The organism is Dysgonomonas hofstadii, from assembly GCF_014196915.1.
Taxonomy (GTDB): Bacteria; Bacteroidota; Bacteroidia; order Bacteroidales; family Dysgonomonadaceae; genus Dysgonomonas; species Dysgonomonas hofstadii.
The window spans coordinates 46997-66187 of record NZ_JACIEP010000015.1; the positions used below are offsets into that span (position 1 = coordinate 46997).

Here is a 19191-nt window from a genome sequence, read left to right on the forward strand (position 1 = left end):
CAAGATTTCAGGTTTCAAAATTTCACGATTGGATAGTTCTCCAATCTTGAAACTTGAAATTTTTAAATGTAAAAAATTATGACAACAATCGTTTTTGCCCATCCATGGCATGGTAGTTTTAATAAGGCGATACTGGATGTGATAACAACAAAGTTTGAGAAAGAGAACAAGCCTTATCATGTGATCGACCTGAACAAAGACAAGTTCAATCCCGTATTCACCGAAGAAGAACTGGCAGTCTACAATCAGGGAAAAGCCCTCGATCCGCTTATCACCCGATATCAGCAGATGATAAAAGAATCGGATGAAATGATATTTATTTTCCCCAACTGGTGGAACACTATGCCTGCCATCCTGAAAGGGTTCTTTGATAAAGTGTTGCTCAAAGATTTCGCTTTCAATTACGAAGGGGGTTTCAATGCCTTGCTGGATATAAACAAGTCGACGGTCATCACCACATCCGAACATCCGAGTCCTAACTTTAAAAATGTGATAGAAAACGGTTTCATCGGCGATATGCTCAATCCTGTGGGTATACGTAATGCTGTATGGCTGAGTTGCGAAGGCACATCAAAAGGGACGAGTGAACAACGGCAAGAGTTCTTGAGAAAAGTCGAAGAAACAGTGTGACAAAAGCAAAATAAAAAGTGTTTGATTTTGATTAGTTAACAATTCTATATAGTTTTGTATCAAAACCGTAGAGCCTTATGAAAAAGTTAGCTATTTTATCAGTACTCTTATTCTCCATTTTTATATTATCCTGTTCGTCTGATGACGAAAAAGTAAATTACCTCGATAATTCCCTTATTGCAGGCAAATGGTATTATGTAAACGGAACCGATTCCACCACTTATATCTTTGAGAACAATCAAGGCTCTGTGAAAGTGAATGACAGGATTTCACTGGCCGAAAGCGAAAACTTATCGTATGGTTCGTATAAAATCACTGTAGACGCTATATTTTTTGATGATTATCCTAATTCGGGATTGCTATATAAAGTAAACAACAACACCTTGTCGATATATCAGAATAACGACAAGGCGTGGGTAAATTATACTAAAAAGTAGTTATCCGGCAGCTTATTTCACTTTATGTTTACTGCGCCTGCGATCGTCGTACGACGATATCATCCAGAACATGCCACAAACCGATGCTATCAGAATTACGGGCAGGAAGAATAATACCGATTCCAGGGCGCCTGTACCTCCCATGAAATAAACGCCCAGTCCAACCACTACTATAAGCGCGTACATAACACCGAATATAGAGAACATATTCCCTATCTGCGGATTACTCACGGCTTTCTTTTTACGGGAAAAGGCCGCTTCGGTCTGTATCTGCTGCATGATCCTGAATTTAAGGTTCTCGCCGGCTTTCATCTTAGTTCCGGAAAGTATTTCCTTAAACAAGGCGTCTTCTTTATTTATTTCTTTTTTATTCATATTCAAATATATAAAATTATTAGTATACTTTGTCATCCTGGGAGAAACGAAGGATCTCTATGGGATGTTTGCCTCGCTTTCGCATCGGCGATTTGCAATTCACTTTCGTTCAACATGACAAATTTATCCATTATTACTAATCTAAATCCTCATTTGCTGGCTGGCTATCTCGGCGAATCGCTTCCGTGCCCTGTGTAACTTCACTTTTACATTCGCTTCGGTCAGATTGGTTATTACCGCAATATCCTTTACCGGATTGTCTTCAAGATAGTAAAGGGTAAGCAAAACACTCTCGTCTTTCGGCATCATATCGAGCGTCTTGTTAATCATCTCGTTCCGCTCGTTCTCCTCTATCTGGGTCATAGTGTCCATATCCGAGTAATAAGCGGTATCAGCCATCTTGTAATCTTCAAATTCAGTATTGCGCCCCACCCCTCTGGTTTCGGTAATGGCCGTATTGTAAACAATGCGGTAAAACCATGTGGAGAATTTACTATCCGACCTGAATGTTTCTAAATTGTGAAAGGCTTTTACAAACGCATTTTGTACAATGTCTTCCGCATCCTGTTTGTTACCACAGACACGATAGGCTATGGTGATAGCCATATCCTGATAAGTATCGACAAAATAGCCGAAGGCGGATGTATCCCCCTTCAGCACTTTGCGTATCTGTAGCTTTTCGTCCATTATTCGCCTTCGTTTTCCAGATCCTTATTCCTCACTATCAGGTAGAATGCAATATAGGCCAATCCCATACACATTATTGTAGACGAGGTTATTATCATGAATTCCACATAGTACTCATACAGACTGCCTACAGTAATAATCATCCCGAGAATAAGCCCTAGAGCAATGCCTATACACAGTATACCATTGCGGAGCGAACGGTATTTGTTCGGGGCGGGTTTACTCTTGGCAGGAGGCACGATACCATGCTTAGCCAACTCAAGGCGTTCCTTGTTGTTAGAAGTAATAAGTTTTACCAATACATAAGCTCCTAAGATAACGGGCAAACCGAATATGCAAACTATCGCAAGTATCGGTATTAATGCTTCCATAAATGCTTCCATAATTATTTATTTTTAGTTGTTATTAATCTGTTTTCGATAATATGACTACAAAGGTTTTCATTCGGTTACAAATTTCAGGTATTTTTTTCCCGGTAATCATATTTTTATTGCAAATATAAGTGTAGAAAGGTTTTAAACAGCCATCTTTATTAAATAATCTTTTTATAGTGAATGGCCAATCCAATACTTCTCTCTAAAGAAATTTCATTTACCAATCACCTTAAAATTATAAAATAGAGATTTCAGCGTCTATTACAGAACATTTCCCAGAATGCCATTGTTTTAAGATAGAATCACATGAAATAAAAAAATATGAGAACTATTAAAAAACTAAGTTTAGTGCTATTCACTATCATTGCAGGAGCACAATTAACTGTTGCCGATGCCTGCACAAGAGTTGTTTATCATGGTCCGGCCAATACAATACTGACAGGCCGCACAATGGATTGGAAAGAAGACAGCCGCAGTAATATCTGGATTTTCCCAAGAGGTATGCAACGTAGTGGAGAAATCAGTAAGAACCCTCTGCGATGGACATCCAAATACGGCAGTGTGGTAACTGCTGCTTATGATATTTGCAGTACCGACGGAATGAATGAAAAAGGGCTGGTAGCTAATCTGTTGTGGCTGGCCGAATCGGAATATCCGCAATGGAACGGACAAAAACCAGGGCTATCTATTGCAGCATGGGTGCAATATATGCTCGATAACTTTGCAACAGTAGACGAAGCTGTAAAAGAAATGGAGAAAGGAGAATTTGAGGTGGTTTCGGATATGATGCCCGACGGATCGCGTATGGCTACCTTGCATCTTTCCATTTCAGATACGACAGGAGATAATGCTATATTCGAATACATCAACGGTAAACTGGTAATCCATCACGACAGATCTTATCAGGTGATGACAAACTCTCCTATATTCGACCAGCAACTGGCATTGAACGAATACTGGAAAAATATCGGGGGACTTACTTTTCTTCCGGGAACTAATCGTGCCGCCGACCGTTTCGTAAGAGCTTCTTACTATATTAATGTTATACCAAAGACTGAAGATACACGCACATCTGTAGCAAGTGTCTTCAGTGTTATACGCAACACATCTGTTCCTTTTGGTATAAGCACTCCTAACGAACCGAATATTTCATCTACAATATGGAGAACAGTAGCAGACCAGAAGAATAAAACATATTATTTCGAATCTACCTTGTCTCCGAATGTGATATGGGTAAACTTCAAAGACATCAATTTTACCGAAAACGCTCCCGTGAAAAAACTTGATCTTGTGAGCAACAAGACATATGTAGGTAATACAATCAATAATTTTGTTGATAGTAAGCCATTTGAATTTCTCGGAAGAGATTAAGCGTTCCCGATAAAAAGGATTTTTCACCATACTTTTTTTAAGTATGGTGAAAAAGAAGTCCCAGTGAGTAATACAAATCAGCAGTTGGAATTATTAATTTATATAATTCCAACTGCTGATTTGTATTAATAAGTTATTTGGAGCAAAACAAAAGATGTGATAAAAACAGGGATTTATTGAAACAAAAAGAGTTAGCTCATTTTTGAGCTAACTCTTTGATTTTATATAGATTTATATGAAATATTTCTGATAGATTCAGAGATTGGTTTTATTCCCACTCGATCGTCGCAGGCGGCTTAGACGAAATATCGTAAACTACACGGTTTACCCCCTGCACTTTATTGATGATCTCATTCGATACCTTAGCCAGAAACTCGTATGGCAGATGCGCCCAGTCGGCGGTCATTCCGTCAGTCGAAGTCACGGCGCGAAGTGCGATGGTATTTTCATAAGTACGTTCGTCACCCATCACTCCCACCGAACGGATTGGCAACAGGATAGCTCCGGCCTGCCATATCTGGTCGTAAAGGTTATGCTGGCGAAGCATACGAACGAATATATCATCAGCGTTCTGTACTATTTCAACCTTTTCAGCGGTAACATCACCTAATATACGGATACCCAGTCCCGGCCCCGGAAATGGCTGGCGTTTGATCAGGTGCTCGGCCATGCCTAACTCCAATCCTACCCGGCGAACCTCATCTTTGAATAGCAAACGAAGCGGCTCCACCAGCTTCAGATGCATTTTTTCGGGTAATCCACCCACGTTGTGATGTGATTTTATGACCGTTCCGGTGATAGATAATGACTCGATAACATCGGGATAAATAGTTCCCTGCCCTAGCCATTTTATATTTTCAAGCTTATGCGCTTCTTCGTCGAAAACGTCGATAAAGCCTTTACCTATGATCTTACGTTTCTGTTCAGGATCGGTTACTCCCGCAAGGTTCTTATAGAAACGTTCTTTGGCATCGATACCTATAACATTCAGTCCGAGATGTTCATAGTCTTTCAGCACATTCTCGAATTCATTTTTACGTAGCAATCCGTGATCGACAAAAATACATGTCAGATTCTTGCCGATAGCTCTGTTTAGCAAAACAGCAGTAACAGAAGAATCGACACCTCCCGAAAGGGCTAATATTACTTTGTCATCGCCCAGTTGTTCTTTTAATTCTGCTACAGTGGTATCTATAAATGAAGCCGGACTCCATCCTCTTTTCGAATGACAGATATTAAGGAAGTTGCTCAGGAGTTTTGTCCCGTCTTTTGTGTGGTACACTTCGGGATGAAACTGTACCGCCCATGTTTCTTCTCCTTGTATTCTATATGCTGCCGCCTCCACATCTTCGGTACAGGCGATCACTTCAAAATTATCGGGCAAAACGGTGATCGTATCACCATGGGACATCCATACCTGAGATCCTTCTCCTATACCATCGAACAAAGGGGAGCCTTGTTTTATTTTAGTCAGATGAGCCCGTCCGTATTCGCGGGAATCGCTTTTTTCTACTTTTCCTCCCGATGTATAAGCCAGATATTGCGCTCCGTAGCAAATACCCAATACAGGAAATTTACCTCTGATCTGGCTGAGATCGGGTTTAAATGAATTTTCGTCATTTACAGAAAAAGGGCTTCCCGACAGGATAACGCCTTTCACCGATTCATCGCCAAAAGGGAATTTGTTATAAGGAACAATTTCGCAGTATGCATTTAATTCCCTGACCCTGCGACCGATCAGTTGGGTGGTCTGCGACCCGAAATCGAGGATAATAATTTTCTCTTGCATAAAGAAGTAAGTAAAAGTTATTGAATTAATGAGCACAAAGATACATCATTTTTTTTGTATAAAGTTGTTATAAGCTATTGTTGATATATTTTATAAATATCTGCCTGTTTACCTTATATTATTTTTGTTTCGCCGGTCAGCCAGCATCCTGCCTGATGAAAAAAAATGGGTATATAATTGCAAATATAAATAATGTAAAGTATATTTGTCTTTTAGTAAAACTAACTTTACATAATAAAATTGATTAGTATGGAAAACAGGCAACGTTTATTACCGCATTCGTTCAAGTATTTAGGATGTATTATCTCTGGTATAACCCCATTTCTAGTATTTATTATTTTAAGGAAAGACATATTTGCGGACATGGAACAATCATTGTTAAAATTTCTGTTTTTTACAGTGATTATACTCGGGCTATCGTTCATCACATTTGCCCGGGAAAGGATAGAAGATGAAATGACCGTATCAATACGTTCCAAAGCCATTGTATTTTCTTTCGCTACTACCGTCATCTATTTTTCTTTTCTAAAACCACTGGGAAATTTTATTTTATATGACAGGATAACTGAGGTTAATTCTTACGAAATTATATCTTTCATGTTATTGTGCTATCTTATCATGTTTTATATCCTGAGAAGAAGAATGAAATGAAAAATACACTAAAACTTGAACGTGTCAGGCTGAATCTTACCCAACAGGAGCTAGCAAGACAGGTAGGCGTTTCGCGACAAACGATCAATTCTATTGAGACCTGCCGCTATATACCCTCTACAGTGCTGTCTTTGAAATTATCGGCAATTTTCAATAAATCAGTAAACGAGATATTCGAACTGGACGATAAAGACTAAGATTTGCACCCTGCCTCTATTTCCCTTATCTTTGCACCTTTAACATAAAAAACTAACATATAAAATGGAAGGAACTCCAAATTGCCCTGCCTGCAGCATGGCTAATACTTATTTTGATGGTACAATGTTTATCTGCCCCGACTGTTTTCATGAATGGACAGGAGATGCTCCGGCAGAAGCGGACGATACGACTCCACGCGACAGCAACGGAGCTGAGCTGATGGACGGGGATGCTGTGACCGTAATCAAAGACCTGAAAGTAAAGGGTTCGTCGATGGTTATAAAAAGAGGAACAAAAGTAAAAAGCATACGTCTGACAGAAGAACCTACCGAGGTGGATTGCAAAATAGAAGGATCGAGCATCGTATTGAAAACCTGTTTCCTGAAAAAATAATCTGACTGACTATTAATCATTTATACAAAAGTGTTTATAACTTTAACGTTACAGATACTTTTTTTATTGAGAATACTGCATAACTTTGCAGCCGTTATGCAATACGATCTCTTCACACAATATAAATATAAGTTTTTTAGTCTTGGCAGCGGCAGTAGCGGTAATTGTTACTACCTGGGCACCAAAGAATACGGCATATTGATAGATGCCGGAGTAGGTATCCGCACCGTTAAGAAAGCATTAAAAGAGTATGGGGTGGCATTTGAGAAGATCAATGCTATACTAATCACCCACGATCATGCCGACCATATAAAAACAGTTGGCTGTTTTGGGGATAAACATAGTATTCCGGTTTATACTACCGAAACCGTACACGAAGGTATACAACGCAACAGGGTTGTTCATGCCGATCTTTTCCAGACCAAAAGAGTGATTGAGAAAGAAAAAGCGTTCGAAATCAGGGATTTTAAAATAACTGCGTTCGAAGTGCCTCACGACAGTATAGATAACGTAGGCTATCATATCGAATTCGACGGCCAGTCTTTTGTCATTGTCACCGACATCGGATGCATTACGGACAAAATAAGGGAGTATGCATCCCGGGCCAATCATCTGGTTATCGAATCGAACTATGATGAATATATGCTACAGGCAGGCCGTTATCCTTATTACCTTAAACAGCGCATAGGAAACGGGATGGGACACCTGAGCAACCGTCTTTCGGCCGATTTTATCGCCAGCATTTACAATGAACGCCTGCGAAACATCTGGTTGTGCCATCTCAGCCAGGACAACAACCGCCCCGAACTGGCATACCAGACTGTAGAAGAGGCTCTCAAGACCAAAGGCTGCCAGGTAGGCAAACATATCAGGCTGGAGGCTCTCAGCCGCTATAAGGTATCGGGATTGAGGGAATTCTGATCTTTTATTTAAAGTTTATAAATAGGGAAAATGGATTTCCTGTTTTTTGTTATTACCTTTACAATATCTTAATATCATAGAAAATGGGACAAACTGACATGACCAAAAAAGTACTAGCCATAACTATTGTTGCAGCAGTGAGCAGTGTTGCGGTTTATGCATATATACAAAAGAAAAAACGTGACAGGGCCAAACGCAGGAACTTACCTGTAAACTTCATTTAACTCAGTTCGCTTACGTCGCTTATTCCCCTCCTGTTGAAGAGTACCCTGTATTTTTTGTAATACTCGTCCTCATCGGATTTACAATGTAAAATAAAATACAGCGAATACATTTTATTTCCCCTGATACTCACAAAGCCGTTGTCTTCATCTGCCATATAAAGGGGTATATGCGGATTATCCATTTTCTGTGTATAATTCATCAGGTTGAAACGGGTAATGTCGTTAATGCCCGAAAGCCGATATTCCTTATACTTTTCGATGTCTTCTTTCGATAGTTTCACCCATTTGCGGTATAAGATTATCTTTTCATCATATACCTGATTCTCAGCTTCTACCAGTGGGCTACGGGCACGGATAGCCTTTACTTCGTCAGGTATCTTTTCGTCGGGCATATAGTCGAAGGCTTCTTTTACCCAGCCGATCTCCTGTTTGCGAATACTTAATTTGAGCTTGGTATCGAAATATTTTTTCCCCATCTGCGAAGAAAAATAGTAACGCATCATGTCCTTTATACGGTCTTTGAACATATAGCTGAACACCAGTATAAGAAACAGGTCGGTTGTGAAATTCCCGAAGCGCAAGGTTGCAAAGAATGAAACAACTGTGGCAAACACCATAGCGATACCGGCGGCGATACTGTAATAGAATTGCTCGGCCAATAACCCGTCCCTTTTGCGTATAACCTGAAGGAAAAGGTCACTTTCGACGAATTTTTTAAGGATATTGCGTTGTGTTATCACCAGGCTGTTATGCTTGTCGTTGTCTTTATCGAGCAGCATAAAACCCCGTTTCTTCCGGTGGGCTATTTCATTTTCGAGCAATCGGTTCAAGCCTGACTTTACTTGCGGGTACAGAGGGTTGTCTTTCAGTGAACTAATCACTTGAAAAGTATATTGCTCGGTAATATTCCCCAGAAAATCGTCTCCGAAAAGATAATATTCCCGTTGCTGTTTGGTGATTTCCGGATTTTCCAGTTCATCCCACATTTCACGGTAACGGAGATTGATCTCGCTGATGTCGCGGATAAAAGCCTCTACATGATCTATTGTTTTGTCATCAGTCGCTATACTCTCTATGATCTCCACATGTCTGCGTAAGGCGCTTTTCACTATGCAGACAAACATTTTCACCTGATAGACGAAGCTTTCTGTTTTCACTTCATCTGCCGGATCGAGCACAAGTGCATCTATGGCCTTTTGCAGGCGGGGTAATGGCCCTCTCCCGGCTTTTAAAATCTCTTGCAGGGAATAGACCGGAGTAATGAGCCGGATATTATTTTTTACATCACGGTAGAAATCTGTCTTTTTGTAAGTCGCACGGTTTATATCGATACTGTTAGGCACAAAAATCCATGTGTTTATCTTGAATTCATTGGCATCTCTATCTTTGCTGCCGGTGATAAAGCCTATCTTGAATTCAAGTGAAAAATTATCATGTACTTTTACCTGTGTATCTATCATATATTTTGTTATATAAAACGTTCATTTCTCTTATACTACGCGCAATCGCAGATTGCTTGTGTCCCTTTTGGCCAAATCCCCAAAAGGAACCAAAAACGCTTTGGTGGCTCATCCTTCGTGCTACCCGTTACAGGTTCACGGGCTAAACCGAAAGATTGTCCTGCGGACGCTTTCGGTTTCACGCCCCTTTCACCTGACGGGTGCCCAGCACTACGGCCTAATGCCACCGGGCAAAGCCACGTCAAGGCAGGGTAATTCCCTATCGTGCGTCAGCTTTCCGTGCATAGGTTCACCTGTCCGGTGAAGACGGCGTGAAACCAAATACTGTCTGAGCCGAAGGCGAGTTTATTTGGTTTAGCCGGCAAGCCGTTGACAGGTCGACGGGGAACCAAGCACTAGCCTTTTGTTTCGTTTTGGGCAATGCCAAAATGAAAAACAAACCCGAAGGGTGCGTTAGATGAATAGAACGATTATTTTTTACAATCATAATAATTTCAACTACTGATTGGCATAATTTATAACTCTCCTCCTCCCCACTCCCTATACGGATTCTTACTCAATGCCGCATTATAATAACGCTTGTCGCCTGTGACTTCTTCTCCGAGCCATCCGGGTTTTTCGAAGATTTCGTCTTCCGAAGATAATTCAATTTCGGCAATAATCAAGCCTTCATTCTCCCCGCTAAATACGTCCACCTCGAAAGTATTGTCACCGCTAATAATGTAATAACGTATTTTCTCAATTCTTCCCGGCTCGCATAATTTCATCAGTTCACGTGCATCGGCAATAGGAATTTCTTTTTCCCATTCGAAGCGGGAGATGCCGGATTCATTACCCATACCTTTCACGGTAATAAATGCTTCTTCTCCCTTTATCCTTATCCTTACACTACGTTCGGCAACCGAGGACAAGTATCCCTGTACAATCTCCTCATAAGTGAAAGCTTCATCTTTGAAACTACCTGTTACTAAAAATTTACGTTCTATTTCCAGTGCCATATATTATGTATAAAAAAGAAATATGCCGGTGAGTATCTTCAGACTTCTCACCGGCATATCAATAATACTCTCTTATTTCGGTTATTGAATAATCTGTTTTATCGCTCCCATATCGGGATAAAAGATCACCTTGACAGGTTGTTTATTGTTATCGAACATTTGTTTGGCCAGCACATCCTGAACACCATATTGTACTACATCACATTCTTTCTGCACATAGTTCCTGTTGTTGTACGATATTGTCAGGCTCGCCTTGTTCGGGATGTTGTAGATAATGCCCGATGAGAATTTCTTTTCCATTTCTTTCTCTTCCTTCGGTGTCAGTATCTGCTCGGCTCTTGGTTCCTTATTCTTGAGCGACAGGTATACAGGCGCACCCGACAGGTCGTTAGGATCGACAACTCCCAATTTAGATGAGAATCGGAAAAGAACGCGGTTATTTATATCCTTTTCATCGGGTATAACAGTGAACTCTTTTGAACCGGTTTCAGTCGTTTCAATCCCTGTAAACATGGCAGTAAGCGCTTTTTCCTGTTCCTCCAGCTGAGTCATCACCAGTTTGTAAGCATTCCCGTCAGGCGGCATATTATCGGCGTCACCTGTGAGTATATTGTTGCGGCTTTCACGCAGGCGGTATATCTGCTTGGCAATAAGTTCGGCCTGCTTGGCTGTCGATCCTGCACGAAGAATCTCTTCGGATAAGAAACTACGGGGATCCAGCGTGCTTGCCGTCACCGGAGGCTGCACATCAGTAGCGACTTCCTGAGAAAAAGTATAATCGGAGTTGATCGCGCATATCAGTCCGTCTTTTGTCAGTGTGACAAACGGAGCAGTTGAATTGGCACGAAACTCAACCAGATACGATTTATTCTTATCCACAACACCCTTTGTCGTAGCATCTATATTATCTACAGTGTAGATCGTTTCATTTTCGGTAATAGGGTTGGATATACTCAGATACCTGTCGGCATACTGATAAAATTCTCCGATCTTGCGAGTCTTCTTTGTGTAATTTACAGTTACCACTACCGATGTTTTAGGCAAAGAATAAGCCACACCATAGTCATTTCCTTTCACAGCACTCATTTTTACCGTATTCTGCGCAGACGTATAGTTTAGACCAATAAAGAAGAGTAAAAACAAACTTATATAATATCTCATAAGTGTTCTGTTTTAAAAATATTATCAGGCAAAGCTACATATTTTTTGTGAAAATACCAGTAGGTCAACATACTCTCTTTTATTCGCCGTCATATTCATCAGATACTTCATCATCATCACCATCAATGGTGGGCGGAATAAAAGATGGCATATTATCCCATTTTATAACAGGCGGACGGGCGATATGGTTTTCAGGCAGGTAGGTTTCGAAACGAGAGAAATAGCGGTTAAGAGAATCTTCATTATTTATCAGATAGCCCAGCTTTTTATCTTTATAATCTCCAAAAAGCCTGTCATACACATATTTCAAATCCTCCGGAAGATTGCGGGGCATATAAAGGTCGATCAGGTTGTGTGAATTATCTTTCCGTTCTACCCACAGGAAGAAATAATATCCTCCATATAATATGGGATCTCCATTTCCGCTAAAAACAAAAGATGTATCCTGTGGATATTTATCCAGTATATCTTTTATATTTTGCCGAGTAGTATCGGCCAAAGTAAATCTATGTGAACGGTAAGCTCCCCTGAATTTCTCACGTTGGATGGTTTTTACATTATACATGGAGTCGATCTCGCTGATCCCATGCACGTAGAATATCCAATCGGTAGCAGGCGGTTCGGGAAAGTCGAAACCATATTCCACCAGATACATTTTGCTTACCGGTGCCGGATGGTTTTCTTTTTTGCAGGCATTATAAGCTAGTAACAAGATAATGGGTAGTGAGAATATAACGTTTTTCATATGTAATATATGTTGTTAAAGTATTCATTTTGCCCTTCTTTGTCATGCTTGAGTGAAACGAAGCATCCACAAGGAGATCCTTCGTACCTCAGGATGACAAAATAAAAAGTTAAGGTAACTTTATGGATAAAACTAACACATCTTTTCCATAAACAGACAATATTTTTTCACGTATTTCTTTTTTTACAAAAAAATATGCGTTTTTTGTAACATCCTTTTTTTTCCTCCGTACTATATAATAACAGAGGACAATTAATGACATGCTTCGAATCGTTAACAACCTGACTGTTATAATAAAAAAGGTCTGTGACCTTAAATAAAACAGATGATAAGTTTCGACCATAGTATAATCGAGCAATGCCGCAGAGGTGACCGCAAGGCACAAATGCAACTATACTCTACGTTCTACAAGAGGGTGTATAATGCATGCTACAGGGTGTTGCAGGATTCTTATGAAGCGGAGGATGCTATGCAGGAAAGTTTTCTGAAAGCTTTTTCACGGTTGAACACTTATGATATATCCACCCCTTTCGAAGCATGGCTGGTACGGATATCCATAAACACATCTATAGATAAATTGCGCAAAAAGGAACTGGATGTAATAAATTTGAATGAGAATATAAATTACGATGTTGCCGACTCGAATGACAATGAGGATTGGGAACAAATAACAGGAAAAGTGGAACAGGTGAAAGCGGCGATAAATAAACTCCCCGATGCAAGCCGGTTGGTTATCAACCTGTACCTGATAGAAGGATATGACCATGAGGAGATCGCCGACATACTAAAAATACCGGCAGGGACGGTACGGATACAATATATGAGAGCTAAACAAAAACTGATCGAACTTATCTGAAAGGAGGCTACGATGAAAAAGGATGATATGAAAAAATATATAGACGATAACCGCAGGTTATTTGATGATAAAGAACCATCGGACGGGCACATGGAGCGCTTCGAAGCCATGCTCAGCCAATTGGATGAAAAGAAAGAAGAGAAAAAACCTGCCAAAAAGGTAAGGCTGGTTAGCCTTATTTCGGTAGCAGCGTCCATCGCTGTACTGATAGCTATTGCTGTAAAATTTTATGCGCCGGACAGTATCAATGTGACCGCACCTACACAAGAAAGCATCTCAACGAGTGAATTCCAGGCGACAAATGAATTCTACAACCAGCAAATGGAAGAACAGATTGCCGATATTATGTGCAAACTGGCACAGACCGATCCGCAAAACCAGGCTCAACTGACATCCGACCTGCAACAGATAATAGAGCAAAACCAGGCTTTTGTAGAGCAGATGGGGAAAAAGGACGACCAGGAGATAGCAATACGCTATCTTGTGAAACACTATAAAGCAAATATACAGGCACTTCGCAACATTAATGAAAAATTGGGGAAACATACACACTGCTAAAAACACTACATTATGAAAAAGTATATATTATTGATAAGCTTATTCTGCATGGCTCTTTTACAGGTAAACGCCATACTGCCGCAGGATTCCGTTAAGAAAAACAAAGATCGTTTTATCTTACCGGACATGAATAACGCCCTGAAAAGCCTTGAAGACCTCAAGAGTCTTGAAGGTCTCGAAAGTCTTAAAGACTTAGACTTTAACTTCGATTTCGATTCGAGCCAGATGGCCGAACTCAGGGAATCTTTAAAACTCAACAATGAACAGCTGCAGGCCATGAAGGAAAATCTCAGGGAGAACCTGAAGAATATGCCCAACATGAAAGATCTTAAGCTGAATGAATTTAATTTCAATGAATATAAGGGAGGAAAACAAGCCAAAACTCCGACAAGGGTGGAAAAGAAATTATTCACTGATATCTCGGAAGTCAAATTCTCCCATAAGTATGGAAATATTATTATCCAGGAATCGAACTCGAAACAGATAGATCTGGAGATACAATATTTCGACAAAAACAATAATAAAGGCTCGAGTATTGTAAATACTGCAGGAAAGACTTTGTCTGTTATCACAAGTAGATCGGGAGGAGGAGCTACAATCAACTATATCATCAGCCTGCCCAAGAGTACGGCAGTAGACATCAACTTAATGTATGGTACAGTAAAAGTAGGCCGGCACGAAGGCGCCTTTAAAGCTGACATGTCTTACAGCGACCTTTCGGCTCAGTCGTTTTCCAAGTCAAAAGCAAGCTTCAATTTAAAATACGGCGATCTTAAAATAGACGAGGCGGAAGATATATCCATTTCGGGATCATATTCTGATGTGAAGATCAAAAAGGCCAGGAATATGGACGTAAAGGGGATGTATACCGACTACAAGGTGGACGATGTTGTTTCATTTATCACATCCGGATCACCTGCTTACGGAGATATACGTCTGGGCACAGTCTCATCGGTAAATCTGGATACAAAATACAGCGATATCAATATTTATAATCTTATTTCGGATATGATGGTCAAAACCGCATATGGAGATGTTACAGTAAAAGGGATATCACCGAAACTGAAGAATATAACCATCAATGCCAGTTATGCCGATGTGGAAGTGAGTGTACCCGCCGGAATGTCTGTAAACTTCGACACAGACCTCACGTACGGGGATCTGGGTATTGCGAAAAAACACAATATAAAATATACGGAAAACAGGGAGACAAATACAAAATCGGTAAAAATCGGGCAAATAGGTAACGGAAAACCAACAGCAACGATAAAAGTAAAGAATATGTATGCCGATGTGGAAATCAAATAAAACACAGGGACTCCTTTAACTCCTAATTCATAAACCAATAAATATAAACAATATGAAAACAAATTGCTTTATTCTGATTACTCTTATTTTTGCCTTCAACGCTTGTTCTTCATCGGCGCAAACGTCTGGCAGTAAAAGGAATGTATCGAATTTCAGTAGCATATCAGTTAGCGGGGGAATAGATGTGAATTTCACACAGTCTAATAAATATACCGCCGAAATCGAGACCGATGCAGAGAATTTGCCTAATGTGGAAATTGAAGTCAAAGACGGAACACTGGAAATAAAAAGGAAAAAAGGAACACAGTTCAAACGAAACACAAAAGTATTAGTATATGTCTCTGCTCCTACGTTGGAGAAGTTAGCCATGTCGGGCGGATCGGATGTCAATATAAAAGATTTATCTACTAACAAACTCTTTTCAGTAGCAGCATCGGGTGGTGCCGATCTCGATATAGAGAAACTTTCGGTATCGGAGTGCAAGCTGGCCTTCTCGGGTGGTGCCGACTGCGACATAAAAATGCTTAAAGCTAAAGATGTTCAGTTATCGTTTTCGGGAGGTAGCGACGGTGAGATACACCTTGATGTGGAAAAACTTACTGCTGCGGCAAGTGGCGGAGCTGACCTGGAATTGAGCGGGAAAGTGCAGAAAGCCTCTGTTGCAGCCAGCGGAGGATCGGACGTAAACATTAGAAATTTGTCGGGAGGCGACATTAGCACTTCCAAATCGGGAGGAGGAAGTATCAAGAAGAACTAAAATATATAATTGTATCTTTCCATATTCCGTTAAGGAAATCCATTTTGAATAATAAGAAAAGAGGTTGTCCCAAAAGTAAGATTACACTATCAAAGTGTTACTTCCCTTTGTCATTCTGAGTGCAACGAAGAATCCCGACCCTCCGGAAACGAGATGTTTCACTCCGTTCAACATGACAAAGAGATAATAAAAATTACTTTTTAGACAGCCTCTTTATTTATAAGATCTCTGGTCATTTCCTTCAATATAATTCAGGAATGCCGTATTCACCATCCTGTTACCTCCCGGAGTAGGATAATTTCCCGAGAAGTACCAGTCTCCCTTATGGTTCGGACTGGCTTTATGCAGGTTCTCTATACTCTGGAAAACAAGTTCGATCTCGGCCTTCGTATCCTTCGGAGTGAGCATTTCCGCCATTTTAGCAGAAATCTCGTCATCGGAAAACGGAGCGTAGATCTCTTTTACATAGTTTACGATCTCTTCTTTCGGTTTGCCCTTTTGCGCCAGGGATTTGCAGTATACTTCGTCTATCACATCCTGCATTCCCCTTTCTTTCAATAGCTCTATCGCTGCCCTGAATGCCGCGAATTCGCTCATACGCGACATATCTATCCCATAACAATCGGGATAGCGTATCTGAGGAGAAGAAGAAACGATTACGATCTTTTTAGGGTGTATGCGGTCAAGTATCTTGATAATACTTTGTTTGAGGGTCGTACCTCGTACAATGCTGTCATCGATAACCACAAGATTGTCTTCACCCGGAAGAACCGAGCCGTAAGTAACATCGTATACGTGCGCGGCCAGATCGTCACGACTGCTATCCTGCGCAATAAATGTGCGAAGTTTAATATCTTTTATTACGACTTTCTCTGTTCGTACCCGCATCGATAAGATGTTATCAAGCTCATCCTCAGTTATAGAAGACCCCTTTTCCGATATTTTACGGAGCTTCACCTCATTCATATATTTATTGAAAGCTTCGGTCATGCCAAAAAAAGCAACTTCGGCCGTATTCGGGATAAAAGAGAAGACCGTGTGCTGAACATCTGAGTCGATCGCCTTCAATATCTGGGGAAGCAGAAGCTCCCCTAGCTTTTTACGTTCATTATATATATCGGCATCCGATCCACGGGAAAAGTAGATGCGTTCGAATGAACAGGGCGATACATTCTTTGGTTCCTGTATCTGCGAGAACATTACCCGTCCGTTTTCTTTTACAATAATCGCCTGTCCGGGATTCAGTTCTTTAATATCATCCACATTCAGCCCCAAAGCCGTCTGTATTACGGGACGTTCCGAAGCCACCACCACTATTTCTTCATCGTGATAGTAGAAAGCAGGACGTATCCCCCACGGATCACGGAAAACAAATCCATCGCCGCACCCTATCAGTCCACCGATGGTAAATCCCCCATCCCATTTTTCGCTGGCCTTACTCAACAGAAAATGAATATCAAGATTTTCCTCTATGAGTTTATTCAGCTCCTCGCCTTTTACCTTACGATCTTTGCCGAATTTGTCGTATTGGAACTGAATTTCCCTATCGAGGTGATGTCCAAGCGATTCCAGCAGTACGAAGGTGTCGGCAAAATCACGGGGATGTTGCCCTTCGGCAACCAGATCCTGAAAAAGCTCATCTACATTCGTCATATTGAAGTTACCGGCAAGGGCAAGATTACGGCTTTTCCAGTTGCTGCGGCGCAGGAAAGGATGGACATACGATATACCGCTTTTTCCTGTGGTGCTGTAACGCAGGTGGCCTAAAAACAATTCACCCGCAAACGGAAGATATTGACTTGCGTATGCGGGATCGTTGAGCTTTTCGTCCGGAACTTTTTCGTAGTTCTGATAGACATTCGAAAATATTTCCGATATGGCTCCCGATCCTGTGGCTCTTTCCCTGAAAATAAATTCGCTGCCGGGAGGTGATTGTAGTTTCACAACGGCCAGCCCGGCTCCTTCCTGCCCCCGGTTGTGCTGCTTTTCCATCAGCAGGTACAGTTTATTCAGTCCATACTGCCATGTCCCATACTTTTTCTGGTAGTATTCAAGTGGTTTGAGCAAGCGTATCATAACGATACCACACTCATGTTTTAAAGGCTCTGTCATAGATAATCTCCTTCGTTGCGAATATTTGCATTTTTGAGATTACAAAGATAATATGATTTACGGAGCTATCCTAGAAATGGAACGTTAACCAATTTGAAAAAATAGGATAAAAAAACAATGATGTATATGATGAGTTTTGTCATCATATTTGGGATTAATTATCTATAGGGAAAAACGGCCCCCTAACCCCCGAAGGGGAAATTAGCCTCCCCTTGGGGCAGGGCTCTTAATTCTTAATCATTATGGCAAAATACACTGAAAAATTAGTTTCCCGCATCGAAAGGCTCATCGAAGCCGACCTGTACACAATCTCCGAGATATGCACGGCTATGAAGATCAGCCGAAATACATTCTACTATTGGAAAGAAAAGAATCCCGATTTCAGGAAAAGGGTAGACGAAGCCGAAGAACGTCGCGACGATGAACTGGTGAAAATAGCCCGCTCGTCACTGAAGAAAAAACTGACGGGATATACCGCTATCGAAGAGCATTGCACTTATCAGCCTGCGGTTAGCAACCCGTCGGTTATGATCCTGAAAAAGAAAGTGGTGAAGACCAAACAGAAAGACCCCGACCTGCGGGCGATAAACTATGTACTGGAACGGGAAGAGAAACGCAAAGAGAAAGAAAAACAGGAAAAGCCGAAACTACGGCAGCAAATTATTTATGTAAATAACCAGCATGAGGCCGACTTGTTTATTAAACTGGATAAGCACCTGAACGGGGAGGACAGCCAGGTCATCAGGATGGCGACGGAGGAAGAAAGGGAGAGGATTGAAAATGAAGAGAAAATGAAAAATGAAATGAAGAATTAAGAATGAGAAATGAAGAATGAAATGCATTGTTAACTGACCGTATTGTGTTTGTCATGCTGACGACAGGAAGCATCTCCTCCCTATATAAACGGGATCCTTCGTTACTCTCAGGATGACAGCAGAAAATAACAGAACAAAGCAGAGAACCTAACATCCCTGCCTGCCGGGGGAACTAAAGGGGGCTCTGATTCTCAATCCTCACTATCTCTTTTTGCTTTGTCATCCTGAGAGTAACGAAGGATCCCGTTTATATAGGGAGGAGATGTTTCACTCCGTTCAACATGACAAAGAGGGTATAAATTTCAGAACTTAACAGCCCTGCCCTGCGGGGAAAGACAGTTCCTCCCCTGCGGGGAGGTCGGGAGGGGCTT

23 protein-coding genes are annotated in these 19191 nt (G+C 41.0%); 12 read left to right on the plus strand and 11 right to left on the minus strand.

Annotation, left to right across the window (positions count from 1 at the left end; translation table 11 throughout):
• Window positions 1-78 precede the first annotated feature (78 nt).
• Together GGR21_RS17015 and GGR21_RS17020 are read left to right on the plus strand one after the other, a co-directional pair.
• Entirely contained in the window at window positions 79-630 is a 552-nt protein-coding gene (locus tag GGR21_RS17015) for an NAD(P)H-dependent oxidoreductase (RefSeq protein ID WP_183308439.1), read from the plus strand.
• A gap of 77 nt (window positions 631-707) precedes the next feature.
• Complete coding sequence (locus tag GGR21_RS17020) at window positions 708-1067, plus strand: hypothetical protein (protein WP_183308440.1); 360 nt, start codon at window positions 708-710, stop codon at window positions 1065-1067.
• Window positions 1068-1079: 12 nt separating this feature from the next.
• Here GGR21_RS17020 and GGR21_RS17025 read toward each other — a convergent pair whose 3' ends face one another.
• The 3 genes from GGR21_RS17025 to GGR21_RS17035 form a co-directional block, all read right to left on the minus strand.
• Window positions 1080-1442, minus strand: a complete 363-nt coding sequence (locus tag GGR21_RS17025; protein WP_183308441.1) for a hypothetical protein — start codon at window positions 1440-1442, stop codon at window positions 1080-1082.
• A gap of 141 nt (window positions 1443-1583) precedes the next feature.
• Window positions 1584-2129, minus strand: a complete 546-nt coding sequence (locus GGR21_RS17030; RefSeq protein WP_183308442.1) for an RNA polymerase sigma factor — start codon at window positions 2127-2129, stop codon at window positions 1584-1586.
• Window positions 2129-2512 (minus strand): DUF6249 domain-containing protein, encoded by a 384-nt coding sequence (locus GGR21_RS17035; RefSeq protein ID WP_221233032.1) that lies wholly within the window; start codon window positions 2510-2512, stop codon window positions 2129-2131. Before GGR21_RS17035 ends, GGR21_RS17030 begins: the two co-directional genes overlap by 1 nt.
• A gap of 312 nt (window positions 2513-2824) precedes the next feature.
• On the opposite strand from GGR21_RS17035, the gene GGR21_RS17040 reads away from it, so the two are divergent.
• Window positions 2825-3874 (plus strand): linear amide C-N hydrolase, encoded by a 1050-nt coding sequence (locus GGR21_RS17040; RefSeq protein WP_183308443.1) that lies wholly within the window; start codon window positions 2825-2827, stop codon window positions 3872-3874.
• A 268-nt stretch (window positions 3875-4142) separates the two neighbouring features.
• Here the strand turns inward: GGR21_RS17040 and guaA are convergent, their stop codons facing one another.
• Window positions 4143-5663: a glutamine-hydrolyzing GMP synthase gene (guaA, locus tag GGR21_RS17045; protein ID WP_183308444.1), complete on the minus strand. Its 1521-nt coding sequence runs from the start codon at window positions 5661-5663 to the stop codon at window positions 4143-4145.
• A gap of 227 nt (window positions 5664-5890) precedes the next feature.
• On the minus strand, window positions 5891-6175 hold the full coding sequence (locus GGR21_RS17050; protein WP_183308445.1) for a hypothetical protein: 285 nt from the start codon (window positions 6173-6175) through the stop codon (window positions 5891-5893).
• Between the two features lie 135 nt (window positions 6176-6310).
• Between GGR21_RS17050 and GGR21_RS17055 the strand changes: the two genes are divergently transcribed.
• The 4 genes from GGR21_RS17055 (at window position 6311) to GGR21_RS17070 (ending at window position 8050) form a co-directional block, all read left to right on the plus strand.
• On the plus strand, window positions 6311-6511 hold the full coding sequence (locus GGR21_RS17055) for a helix-turn-helix transcriptional regulator (protein ID WP_183308446.1): 201 nt from the start codon (window positions 6311-6313) through the stop codon (window positions 6509-6511).
• A 64-nt stretch (window positions 6512-6575) separates the two neighbouring features.
• Window positions 6576-6905 (plus strand): zinc ribbon domain-containing protein YjdM, encoded by a 330-nt coding sequence (locus GGR21_RS17060; RefSeq protein ID WP_183308447.1) that lies wholly within the window; start codon window positions 6576-6578, stop codon window positions 6903-6905.
• A 96-nt stretch (window positions 6906-7001) separates the two neighbouring features.
• Window positions 7002-7826 carry an MBL fold metallo-hydrolase gene (locus GGR21_RS17065; protein WP_183308448.1) on the plus strand — a complete coding sequence of 275 codons (825 nt, stop codon included), beginning with the start codon at window positions 7002-7004 and terminating at the stop codon, window positions 7824-7826.
• Window positions 7827-7909: 83 nt separating this feature from the next.
• A complete protein-coding gene (locus GGR21_RS17070) occupies window positions 7910-8050 on the plus strand; it encodes a hypothetical protein (RefSeq protein ID WP_183308478.1) in 141 nt (46 codons plus the stop codon).
• On the opposite strand, the gene GGR21_RS17075 is transcribed toward GGR21_RS17070, so the two are convergent.
• The 5 genes from GGR21_RS17075 to GGR21_RS17095 form a co-directional block, all read right to left on the minus strand.
• Window positions 8047-9510, minus strand: coding sequence for a hypothetical protein (locus tag GGR21_RS17075; RefSeq protein ID WP_183308449.1), 1464 nt, complete (start codon window positions 9508-9510; stop codon window positions 8047-8049). The two genes, GGR21_RS17070 and GGR21_RS17075, sit on opposite strands and share 4 nt — an antisense overlap.
• 35 nt (window positions 9511-9545) lie before the next feature.
• Complete coding sequence (locus GGR21_RS17080; protein ID WP_183308450.1) at window positions 9546-9755, minus strand: hypothetical protein; 210 nt, start codon at window positions 9753-9755, stop codon at window positions 9546-9548.
• A gap of 270 nt (window positions 9756-10025) precedes the next feature.
• On the minus strand, window positions 10026-10508 hold the full coding sequence (locus tag GGR21_RS17085) for a CYTH domain-containing protein (RefSeq protein WP_183308451.1): 483 nt from the start codon (window positions 10506-10508) through the stop codon (window positions 10026-10028).
• Between the two features lie 81 nt (window positions 10509-10589).
• Window positions 10590-11669, minus strand: coding sequence for a DUF4831 family protein (locus tag GGR21_RS17090; protein ID WP_183308452.1), 1080 nt, complete (start codon window positions 11667-11669; stop codon window positions 10590-10592).
• A gap of 79 nt (window positions 11670-11748) precedes the next feature.
• On the minus strand, window positions 11749-12414 hold the full coding sequence (locus GGR21_RS17095) for a hypothetical protein (protein WP_183308453.1): 666 nt from the start codon (window positions 12412-12414) through the stop codon (window positions 11749-11751).
• 325 nt (window positions 12415-12739) lie between these two features.
• On the opposite strand from GGR21_RS17095, the gene GGR21_RS17100 reads away from it, so the two are divergent.
• Genes GGR21_RS17100 through GGR21_RS17115 form a run of 4 tightly spaced genes read left to right on the plus strand, consistent with a single transcriptional unit; the run spans window position 12740 to window position 15893 of the window.
• The gene (locus tag GGR21_RS17100) at window positions 12740-13270 is read left to right on the plus strand and encodes an RNA polymerase sigma factor (protein WP_183308454.1); all 531 of its coding nucleotides are present in this window, start codon (window positions 12740-12742) and stop codon (window positions 13268-13270) included.
• Between the two features lie 27 nt (window positions 13271-13297).
• The gene (locus GGR21_RS17105) at window positions 13298-13828 is read left to right on the plus strand and encodes a hypothetical protein (protein ID WP_246348103.1); all 531 of its coding nucleotides are present in this window, start codon (window positions 13298-13300) and stop codon (window positions 13826-13828) included.
• A gap of 12 nt (window positions 13829-13840) precedes the next feature.
• On the plus strand, window positions 13841-15136 hold the full coding sequence (locus tag GGR21_RS17110) for a DUF4097 family beta strand repeat-containing protein (protein WP_183308456.1): 1296 nt from the start codon (window positions 13841-13843) through the stop codon (window positions 15134-15136).
• 52 nt (window positions 15137-15188) lie between these two features.
• Window positions 15189-15893: a head GIN domain-containing protein gene (locus GGR21_RS17115; RefSeq protein ID WP_183308457.1), complete on the plus strand. Its 705-nt coding sequence runs from the start codon at window positions 15189-15191 to the stop codon at window positions 15891-15893.
• 213 nt (window positions 15894-16106) lie between these two features.
• Here the strand turns inward: GGR21_RS17115 and GGR21_RS17120 are convergent, their stop codons facing one another.
• Window positions 16107-18005 carry an amidophosphoribosyltransferase gene (locus GGR21_RS17120; protein ID WP_183308458.1) on the minus strand — a complete coding sequence of 633 codons (1899 nt, stop codon included), beginning with the start codon at window positions 18003-18005 and terminating at the stop codon, window positions 16107-16109.
• 242 nt (window positions 18006-18247) lie between these two features.
• On the opposite strand from GGR21_RS17120, the gene GGR21_RS17125 reads away from it, so the two are divergent.
• Window positions 18248-18820, plus strand: coding sequence for a bacteriophage terminase small subunit (locus GGR21_RS17125; RefSeq protein ID WP_183308459.1), 573 nt, complete (start codon window positions 18248-18250; stop codon window positions 18818-18820).
• Window positions 18821-19191 lie beyond the last annotated feature (371 nt).